Genomic DNA, 8,992 nt, shown 5'->3' with positions numbered 1-8,992 from the left:
CGACACCCCCACCGCCGCGTACCGGCTCACCCCCCGCCCCCGCTTCACCGACCCGGCCGAGCGCACCGCGCCCGGCTCGCTGCTCGCACCCATGCCCGGCACCGTCGTCCGGGTGGCCGAACTGGCCGTCGGCGACCGGGTGGAGGCCGGGCAGCCGCTCGTCTGGCTGGAGGCGATGAAGATGGAGCACCGCGTCACCGCTCCCGCCTCCGGCACGCTCAGCGCGCTCCACGCCGCCCCCGGCCGCCCGGTCGAGGTCGGCGCCCTGCTCGCCGTCGTCCAGGAGGAGGCCCGACCGTGACCACCCAGAGCGTTGTCGTCGAGACCGAGGAGCAGTCCGCGCTGCGCGCCGCCGTCGCCGCGCTCGGCGCCCGGCACGGCCGCACCCGCGAGCCCGAGCAGCGGGACGCCGTGTGGGCGGAAGCCGGGAAGCTCGGCTTCCTGGGCGTGAACCTGCCCGAGGAGTACGGCGGCGGGGGCGCCGGCATGGCCGAGCTGTCCCTCGTGCTGGAGGAGCTGGGGGCCGCCGGCTGCCCCCTGCTGATGATGATCGTCTCGCCGGCGATCTGCGGCACGGTGATCGCCCGGTTCGGCACCGAGGAGCAGAAGGCCCGCTGGCTGCCCGGGCTGGCGGACGGCAGCCGGACCATGGCGTTCGGCATCACCGAGCCGGACGCCGGGTCGAACTCGCACCGGATCACCACCACCGCCCGCCGCGACCCGGACGGCGGCGGCTGGCTGCTGACCGGCCGCAAGGTGTTCGTCTCGGGCGTCGACATCGCCGAGTCGACCCTCGTCGTCGGCCGGACCGAGGACTCCCGGACAGGCAGGCTCAAGCCCTGCCTGTTCGTCGTCCCCCGGGACGCGGCGGGCTTCCACCGCCGGGCCATCGACATGGAACTCCGGGCGCACGAGCGCCAGTTCGAGCTGAGCTTCGACGACGTGCGGCTGCCGGACGACGCACTGGTGGGGGACGAGGACGCGGGTCTGCTCCAGTTGTTCGCCGGGCTCAACCCGGAGCGGATCATGACCGCCGCGTTCGCCGTCGGCATGGGGCGGCACGCGCTGGACAGGGCCGTCCGGTACGCCAAGGAGCGCCAGGTGTGGCGGACGCCGATCGGCGCCCACCAGGCCATCGCCCACCCGCTCGCCCAGTCCCACATCGAACTGGAGCTGGCCAGGCTGATGATGCAGAAGGCGGCCCGCCTTTACGACACGGGCGACGACCTCGGCGCGGGCGAGGCGGCCAACATGGCCAAGTACGCGGCCGGCGAGGCGTGCGTACGGGCCGTGGACCAGGCCGTGCACACCCTCGGCGGCAACGGGCTGACCCGTGAGTTCGGGCTGGCCGAGCTGATCACCGCGTCCCGGGTGGCCCGGATCGCCCCGGTCAGCCGGGAGATGATCCTCAACTACGTCTCCCACCAGACCCTGGGCCTGCCCAAGTCGTACTGACGCAAGCCGACACCAGACCTGCTCGTGCGGACGCCGCCGTGATCGGGGTGTACGACGAGGACGGCAACGAGGTGCCCCCCAAGGCGCACGTGGTCCGGGGGCCCGGCGCGGACCGGCTGACCGGGACGGACATCATCGCCTGCGTCGCGGGGCAGGTCGCTCCGTACGAGAAGCTGCGGCGCGTCACCTTCACCGACGGCGCGCCGAGGACGGCGTCCGGGAAGATCCTGCGGCGCGAACCGAGGGAGCGGGAGTCCTCATGACCGGTCATGTCACCGCCGCGCACGAGCGCGGTGTCACCACCCTGGCCCTCGACGCGCCGGGCAGCCGCAACGCGCTCTCCGCGGGGCTGGTCGCCGAGGTGTCGGACGCGCTGGCCGACTGCGCCAAGGACCGGGCGGTACGGGCGGTGGTGCTCACCCACACCGGCTCCACCTTCAGCGCGGGCGCCGACCTCAAGGCGCCGCCCAGCCCGTACGCCTTCGTCTCGCTCCTGCGGCAGATCGTGGAGCTGCCCAAGCCGGTGGTGGCCCGGGTGACCGGGCACGTCCGGGCGGGCGGGCTGGGGCTGCTGGCCGCCTGCGACGTGGCGGTGGCCGGGCCGGAGGCGGACTTCGCGCTGACCGAGGTGCGCATCGGGGTGGCGCCCGCGATGATCTCGCTGACCCTGCTGCCCCGCCTGGAACCCCGGGCCGCCGCCCGCTACTACCTCACCGGCGAGCGCTTCGACGCCGCCGAGGCCGCCCGCATCGGCCTGGTCACCCAGGCCGCCGACGACGTCGACGCCGCCCTCGCCCCCGTCCTGGACGGCATGCGCCGGGCCTCCCCGCGGGGCCTGGCGGAGGCCAAGAAGCTGGTCACGGCTAGGGTGCTGGAGACGTTCGAGCGCGACGCGGAGGACCTCGTGCAGCGCTCGGCCTCGCTCTTCGCCTCGGCGGAGGCACGCGAGGGCATGACGGCATTCCTCGAACGACGGGACCCCGTATGGGTGTTGTGACCGGCCCGGCCCGCGCGGCGGGCGCCGGCGGACGTCAGGGGCCGAAGCAGGACCGCAGCCGGGCCACCCGGCAGCGGCTGCTGGAAGCCGCCGTGTCCTGCCTGGCCGAACGCGGCTGGGCCGGCTCGACCGTCTCCGTGGTCGCCGAACGGGCCGGCGTGTCCCGGGGCGCCGCCCAGCACCACTTCCCCACCCGCGAGGACCTGTTCACCGCGGCCGTGGAGTACGTCGCCGAGCAGCGCTCCCGGGCCCTGCGCGCCCTGCCGGCGCGCACCCGCCCGGAGACCGTCGCCGCCCTCGTGGACCTCTACACCGGCCCCCTCTTCCGCGCCGCCCTCCACCTGTGGGTCGCCGCCTCCGACGAGCCCCAGCTCCGCGAGCGGGTCACCGAGCTGGAGGCCCGCGTCGGCCGCGAGACCCACCGCATCGCCGTGGACCTGCTCGCCGCCGACGAGTCCCGCCCCGGCGTCCGCGAGACCGTCCAGGGCCTCCTCGACATGGCCCGCGGCCTCGGCCTCGCCAACCTGCTGACCGACGACTCGGCCCGGCGGGACCGGGTGGTCGCCCAGTGGGGGCGGATCGTGGAGCAGGCGCTGGGCGGAGACGGCTGAGGGGCGCCGTCCGGTGCGGACGGCGCCCCTCGTTCCGCCGCGGCGGCGGTCAGCCGCCGATCTCGGCGTAGCCGGCGATGTCCTGCGGGCCGCGCGAGCCCGGGCCGGTGTAGCGGGCGGAGGGGCGGACCAGGCGGCCGGTGCGCTTCTGCTCCAGGATGTGCGCGCTCCAGCCGGCGGTGCGGGCGCAGGTGAACATCGAGGTGAACATGTGCGCCGGGACCTCGGCGAAGTCCAGCACGATCGCCGCCCAGAACTCCACGTTGGTCGCCAGCACCCGGTCCGGGCGGCGGTTGTGCAGCTCCTCCAGGGCGGCCTTCTCCAGCGCCTGGGCGACCTCGAAGCGCGGGGCCGCCAGCTCGCGGGCGGTGCGGCGCAGCACCCGGGCGCGCGGGTCCTCGGCGCGGTAGACGCGGTGGCCGAAGCCCATCAGCCGCTCGCCGCGGTCCAGGGCGCGGCGCACCCAGGCCGCGGCGTCGCCCTCGCGCTCGATCTCCTCGATCATGCCGAGGACGCGGGAGGGCGCCCCGCCGTGCAGCGGGCCGGACATCGCGCCGACCGCGCCGGACAGCGCGGCGGCCACGTCGGCGCCGGTGGAGGCGATGACCCGGGCGGTGAAGGTCGAGGCGTTCAGTCCGTGCTCGGCGGCCGAGGTCCAGTAGGCGTCGACGGCCTTGACGTGCTTGGGGTCGGGCTCGCCGCGCCAGCGGATCATGAACCGCTCGACCACCGACTGCGCCTTGTCGATCTCACTCTGCGGGACCATCGGCAGCCCCTGCCCGCGCGCGGACTGCGCGACGTACGACAGGGCCATCACGGCGGCGCGCGCGAGGTCGTCGCGGGCCTGCCCCTCGCTGATGTCCAGGAGCGGTTTGAGGCCCCACACGGGGGCGAGCATGGCGAGCGCGGACTGCACGTCGACCCGGATGTCCCCGGAGTGCACCGGGATCGGGAACGGCTCGGCGGGCGGCAGCCCGGGGTTGAACGCCCCGTCCACCAGCAGTCCCCACACGTTGCCGAAGGAGACATGGCCGACCAGGTCCTCGATGTCGACGCCGCGGTACCGCAGCGCGCCGCCCTCCTTGTCCGGTTCGGCGATCTCCGTCTCGAACGCGACGACTCCTTCGAGCCCGGGTACGAAGTCGGACATCAGGCGGCTCCTCGTGTGGTGAGCGACGGGCGGGGCGGGTGCCGGGACGGCGGCGCGGGACGCGGGGCCGCACCGGCCCCTCACCGTCCGCCGGATCGGTGGCCGTCCCGTACGGCCCGCGGCGGGGAATGGGGAGATGCGACAACGTCCCAGCCCATGAGTCTGTCGGTTCCCGCCGATGCGGGGAAGCGTGACATCCGGCACACTCTGCGGATTCCGTCGTGCGGGATTGACCGGCTGCACCACTGGGCAGACTGCCCCGCCCCGGCCGGTGCTGCGGCAGGATGGGGCGGGTGACCGAAGCCCGCGACGCAGCCCTGGACCCCGCCGTGATGCGTGAGCAGTACCGCACCGCCGAGCTCGACGAGTCGGCGCTCGCGCCCGATCCGGCGGGCCAGTTCGCCCGCTGGTTCGAGGACGCGGCGGCCAGCCCGGAGATCCACGAGCCGAACGCGATGGTCGTCTCCACCGCGACCCCCGACGGCCGGCCCTCCTCGCGCACGGTGCTGCTGAAGCACTACGACGAGCGGGGCTTCGTCTTCTTCACAAACTACGCGTCCCGCAAGGGCGGCGAGCTGGCCGCCAACCCGTACGTCTCGCTGCTGTTCCCGTGGCACCCGGTGGCCCGCCAGGTCATCGTCACGGGGACGGCCGCCCGGGTCGGCCGGGACGAGACCGCCGCCTACTTCCGCACCCGGCCGCACGGCTCCCAGCTCGGGGCCTGGGCCAGCGCGCAGTCGTCGGTGATCGGCTCGCGGACGGAACTTCTCAGCCGTTACGAGGAGTTGGCTGCCCGCTATCCGCGGGGCGAGCAGGTCCCGGTGCCGCCGCACTGGGGCGGCTTCCGGGTCACCCCGGACGCGGTGGAGTTCTGGCAGGGCCACGAGAACCGCCTGCACGACCGGCTCCGCTACGTGGCCGAGGCGGACGGCGCGGGCTGGCGCGTGGAGCGGCTGTCGCCCTGAGGGCCCCGGGCGCGGACCCGCCGGGAGCGGCCCCTGGCCCGGACAGGCGGGGAGCGGGCCGGGCCCGGGCATGCAGAAACCCGCGGGTCCTGCTCTCTCCTGCCGGAGAGGCCGGCCGGATGTGCCGGCGGACCCGCGGGTCGGTGACTGCTGGGAATTGCGGCAGGAGGCCTGCCGCGGGGACACCGCGGTGACATGCGCCTTGCGCGCCGAGGCGACACGCGCACCGAAGTGCTGCACAGAGTGCGACGGCAGGCCTTAGCCCGCAGTCACCTCACGCATCCGAAACGACATCACTTCCGGATCACCTCCTTTCTCGTGTGCACCACAGCCTAGGAACCCCTCCGCGCCGGTTCAACCGTTTTTTTGGCATGGTCCGTTTTCCGGGAAAGGGCTGTGCTCTGCGTCACGTTCGAGTTGAATGACGGACGACGACGGGGCAACGGGGACGCGTCCCGCAGGGGGTGCCGGATGAGTTCGTCCAAGAGCGAGACCGCCAGTGCGCCGGCGCCCGACGAGCCGGAGCGCACCGGCGGCGCGGGGCCGGACGCGGCGGACGTCGCGCCGCGCGGTGACGCGCCCGGCGCCCGGCTGCTCGCCGCCCTGCTGGAGGGCATGGACGCCGCGCTGTGCGCGTTCGACGCCGACCTGCGGATCACCCATTGGAACCGCGAGGCCGAGCGGATCCTCGGCTGGAGCGCCGCGGAGGCGGTCGGCCGGCCCGGCTTCGCGGGCTGGGCCGTGCGCGCGGGCGACGCCGCCGACCTGCACGCCCGGCTGACCGCCGCGATGGCCGCGCCCGGCCGGCAGGTGCACGAGTTCGCGCTGCTGCGCAAGGACGGCGGGCGGGTCCTCGTCCGGACCCAGACCGCCGGGGTGCGCGGCCCGGACGGCCCGCCCACCGGGCTGTACTGCGCCTTCAGCGAGGTGCACGCCCGGATCGACCTGGAGCGGTCCATCGCGCTGAGCGAGGCGATGTTCGACGACGCGCCCTGGGGCGTGGTGCTGGTCGACGTCGACCTGCGCCCCACCGTGGTCAACGCGCACGCCGCCCGCGCGCTGGGAGCCGGCCGCACCACCCTGCTGGGCCGCCCGCTGGGCGACGTGGTGGTGGCCGGGGTGGAGGAGTTGGAGGCCGCCCTGACGCATGTGCTGGCCGAGGGCGCGCCCGGCGCCCGGACCGAGCTGTGGGTGACCCTGCGTACCCCCGAGGGCGAGCGCCGCCGCGCCTGGGACTGCGGCTTCCTGCGGCTGGCCTCGCCGCTGGCCGAGGAGCCGGTGCCGCTGGGCGTGGGCTGGCTGTTCCGGGACGTCACCGACGACAAGCTGGCCCGCCAGGACGCCGACCGGGCGCGGTTCCGCGCCAGCCAGCTCCAGCGCGCCGAGGCCGCGGCCGCCGAGTGCGAGGACCCGATGGAGGCCGCCGTCACGCACCTGGACTTCGCCCTGCCCGGGTACGCCGACCAGGTGCTGCTCGACCTGTGCGAGGGGGACGGCTTCCACCGCGCGGCGGCCTCCCCCGAGGGCGGCCCCGGGCCGGTCGGCCGGCCGGCCGCCGGGGCGCGGGTCCCGGTGCGGTACGCGGCCGGGCACCCGGCCCGGCAGGCGGTCGAGCGGCGCGGGCCGGTGCGCGCCAGCGCGGGCGCGGCGGCGGGCGGGGGCTGGGCGGCCGAGCGCCGCTGGCCGGCGGGCGCGGTGCACGCGCTGGTCGCGGTGGTACGCAGCCGGGGGCGGACCCTCGGCGTGCTGACTTTCCTGCGCGGTCCGGGCCGTCCGGCGTTCGAGCGCCCGGACGCGGCGTACGCGCAGAGCGTGGCCGCCCGGGTCGCCGCCGCGGTGGACCTCGCCGCGGCGGCGGAGGGCTGAAGCCCGCGGAGCCCGCATGAGGCCCGCAGGGGACCCCGCGGGGGCCCGCGGGGAGGGCCTAGTGCCGGAAGAAGATCCGGTCGGCGTACTCGCTCATCACGCGGCCGTTCCACTCGTGGCCGCCGTCCACGTTCCCCGAGCGCAGCAGCGGCGGCTCCACGCCCCGGTCCGCCAGCGCCTCGGTCGCGGCGGCCATCACGGCCTGCATCAGGGCGCTGGTCACCACCGTGGAGGCGGGCGCGAACGGGGCCGCGACCCGCTGGTGGGTCAGCTCCGCGTCCCCCACCGCGATCTTGGAGTCCAGGACGATGTCGCAGTGGTCGCGCAGGAAGGTGCCCGAGACGTGCCGGGACTTGGTCTCCTCCGCGTACGCCACCGAGGTCACCCCGATCACGGTCAGCCCGAGCGCCCGCGCGTTCATCGCCATCTCCACCGGCAGCGCGTTGCGCCCGGACAGCGAGACCACGAACAGCACGTCCCCGGCGGTGGCGGGGGAGGAGTCGAGCACCGCGCCCGCCAGCCCGTCCACCCGCTCCAGCGCCGAGCCCAGCGTCGCCGGCATCACGTCCACGCCGACCACCCCGGGCACCGCCAGCAGGTTGACCACCGCCAGCCCGCCCGCCCGGTACACCACGTCCTGGGCCGCCAGCGAGGAGTGCCCGGCGCCGAACGCGAAGACCCGCTGCCCGCCCGCCACGGCCGCCGCGACGGCCTCCCCGGCGGCGGCCACGTTGGCCGCCTCCTCGTCCCGCACCCGCCGCAGCAGTTCCACCGCCGCGTCGAAGAACCGACCCGCCAGACCGCTCTCGCCCATCGCGCCAGGCCCCCTTCTCTCCGTGTCGCGGATCACGTTGCGGTCTGGACCTTTGCGCTGTCAACCGCCCGGCGCAACCCCCGTGCCTCCCGCCGTACGGGTCCGTCCGACCCGTCCCGGCACGGTTGTCCGACCGATGCGCAAGAATTGGAGCCAGGGCCGCCAGCGCACGACTTCTCCCGAGGGGCACGTATGTCCGGACTGATCGACACCACGGAGATGTACCTCCGCACCATCCTCGAGCTGGAAGAGGAGGGTGTGGTGCCCATGCGGGCGCGCATCGCCGAGCGGCTCGACCAGAGCGGGCCCACGGTCAGCCAGACGGTCGCCCGGATGGAGCGGGACGGTCTGGTCACCGTCGCCGGCGACCGGCACCTGGAGTTCACCGAGGAGGGCCGCCGGCTCGCCACCCGCGTGATGCGCAAGCACCGGCTCGCCGAGTGCCTGCTGGTCGACGTGATCGGCCTGGAGTGGGAGCAGGTGCACGCGGAGGCGTGCCGCTGGGAGCACGTGATGAGCGAGGCCGTCGAGCGGCGGGTGCTGGAGCTGCTGCGCCACCCCACCGAGTCGCCGTACGGCAACCCCATCCCGGGCCTGGAGGAGCTGGGCGAGGAGGCCGAGGCCGAGGCGTTCCTGGACGAGGGCATGGTCTCGCTGGCCGACCTCGACCCGGGCGAGGGCGGCAAGACGGTGGTGGTCCGCCGGATCGGCGAGCCCATCCAGACCGACGCCCAGCTCATGCACACGCTGCGCCGCGCCGGCGTGCAGCCCGGCTCGGTGGTCAGCGTCACCGAGTCCGCGGGCGGCGTGCTGGTCGGCAGCAGCGGCGAGGCGGCCGAGCTGGCGGCCGACGTGGCGTCCCACGTCTTCGTCGCCAAGCGCTGAGCGCGCCACCAGCCTCACGGTCCGGCCCCCGGGGTGCGCACGCCGCCACCCCGGGGGCCGGGTCTTTCCACCTACCCGGAGCGCCCAGCGCCCAGGGGCGCACCGGTCACTCCCGGTAGTGCGCCCCTGTGCGCCCCCGAAGCCGAAAAGCGCCCCCGCCGCCGCCTCCCCGTGCCAGTCTTGGCGGCAGGCATATGACCGCACGCGGACGGGTGGGGTGGGGAAGGTGGGGACGACGCACCGGCGGCC

At 75.3% G+C, this 8,992-nt stretch carries 9 protein-coding genes and 1 pseudogene; 8 read left to right on the top strand and 2 right to left on the bottom strand.

What is annotated here, in order from left to right; translation table 11 throughout:
• The 5 genes and pseudogenes from C6N75_RS30720 to C6N75_RS16850 form a co-directional block, all read left to right on the top strand.
• On the top strand, nt 1-301 hold a 301-nt coding region (locus tag C6N75_RS30720), incomplete at its 5' end, for an acetyl-CoA carboxylase biotin carboxyl carrier protein subunit (protein WP_181160503.1).
• A complete protein-coding gene (locus C6N75_RS16865) occupies nt 298-1,455 on the top strand; it encodes an acyl-CoA dehydrogenase family protein (protein WP_181160502.1) in 1,158 nt (385 codons plus the stop codon). The genes C6N75_RS30720 and C6N75_RS16865, both read left to right, overlap by 4 nt.
• A gap of 26 nt (nt 1,456-1,481) precedes the next feature.
• Nucleotides 1,482-1,718, top strand: a pseudogene (locus C6N75_RS16860) (AMP-binding enzyme); the annotation flags it as partial.
• Complete coding sequence (locus C6N75_RS16855) at nt 1,715-2,452, top strand: enoyl-CoA hydratase family protein (RefSeq protein WP_105869731.1); 738 nt, start codon at nt 1,715-1,717, stop codon at nt 2,450-2,452. The pseudogene C6N75_RS16860 and the gene C6N75_RS16855, both read left to right, overlap by 4 nt.
• On the top strand, nt 2,440-3,063 hold the full coding sequence (locus C6N75_RS16850) for a TetR/AcrR family transcriptional regulator (protein ID WP_105869730.1): 624 nt from the start codon (nt 2,440-2,442) through the stop codon (nt 3,061-3,063). Before C6N75_RS16855 ends, C6N75_RS16850 begins: the two co-directional genes overlap by 13 nt.
• 49 nt (nt 3,064-3,112) lie before the next feature.
• Here C6N75_RS16850 and C6N75_RS16845 read toward each other — a convergent pair whose 3' ends face one another.
• Nucleotides 3,113-4,213 (bottom strand): citrate synthase 2, encoded by a 1,101-nt coding sequence (locus C6N75_RS16845; protein ID WP_105869729.1) that lies wholly within the window; start codon nt 4,211-4,213, stop codon nt 3,113-3,115.
• A 284-nt stretch (nt 4,214-4,497) separates the two neighbouring features.
• Between C6N75_RS16845 and pdxH the strand changes: the two genes are divergently transcribed.
• Nucleotides 4,498-5,178: a pyridoxamine 5'-phosphate oxidase gene (gene pdxH / locus C6N75_RS16840; protein WP_105869728.1), complete on the top strand. Its 681-nt coding sequence runs from the start codon at nt 4,498-4,500 to the stop codon at nt 5,176-5,178.
• Between the two features lie 471 nt (nt 5,179-5,649).
• Entirely contained in the window at nt 5,650-7,044 is a 1,395-nt protein-coding gene (locus tag C6N75_RS16835) for a PAS domain-containing protein (protein WP_105869727.1), read from the top strand.
• Nucleotides 7,045-7,102: 58 nt separating this feature from the next.
• Here C6N75_RS16835 and C6N75_RS16830 read toward each other — a convergent pair whose 3' ends face one another.
• Nucleotides 7,103-7,858 carry an SIS domain-containing protein gene (locus C6N75_RS16830; RefSeq protein WP_105869726.1) on the bottom strand — a complete coding sequence of 252 codons (756 nt, stop codon included), beginning with the start codon at nt 7,856-7,858 and terminating at the stop codon, nt 7,103-7,105.
• A gap of 192 nt (nt 7,859-8,050) precedes the next feature.
• On the opposite strand from C6N75_RS16830, the gene C6N75_RS16825 reads away from it, so the two are divergent.
• On the top strand, nt 8,051-8,743 hold the full coding sequence (locus tag C6N75_RS16825; RefSeq protein ID WP_105869725.1) for a metal-dependent transcriptional regulator: 693 nt from the start codon (nt 8,051-8,053) through the stop codon (nt 8,741-8,743).
• Nucleotides 8,744-8,992: the final 249 nt, after the last annotated feature.

The sequence above is a fragment of the Streptomyces solincola genome (assembly GCF_002982015.1).
GTDB lineage: Bacteria > Actinomycetota > Actinomycetes > Streptomycetales > Streptomycetaceae > Streptomyces > Streptomyces solincola.
The sequence above is the reverse complement of the archived record's forward strand: the minus strand, read 5'-3'. Positions and strand labels throughout refer to the sequence as shown.

Coding starts and splice junctions, on each gene's coding strand:
- C6N75_RS16855 (WP_105869731.1), top strand. CDS start 1,715: ATGACCGGTCATGTCACCGCCGCGCACGAGCGCGGTGTCACCACCCTG.
- C6N75_RS16850 (WP_105869730.1), top strand. CDS start 2,440: ATGGGTGTTGTGACCGGCCCGGCCCGCGCGGCGGGCGCCGGCGGACGT.
- C6N75_RS16845 (WP_105869729.1), bottom strand. CDS start 4,213: ATGTCCGACTTCGTACCCGGGCTCGAAGGAGTCGTCGCGTTCGAGACG.
- pdxH (WP_105869728.1), top strand. CDS start 4,498: ATGGGGCGGGTGACCGAAGCCCGCGACGCAGCCCTGGACCCCGCCGTG.
- C6N75_RS16835 (WP_105869727.1), top strand. CDS start 5,650: ATGAGTTCGTCCAAGAGCGAGACCGCCAGTGCGCCGGCGCCCGACGAG.
- C6N75_RS16830 (WP_105869726.1), bottom strand. CDS start 7,858: ATGGGCGAGAGCGGTCTGGCGGGTCGGTTCTTCGACGCGGCGGTGGAA.
- C6N75_RS16825 (WP_105869725.1), top strand. CDS start 8,051: ATGTCCGGACTGATCGACACCACGGAGATGTACCTCCGCACCATCCTC.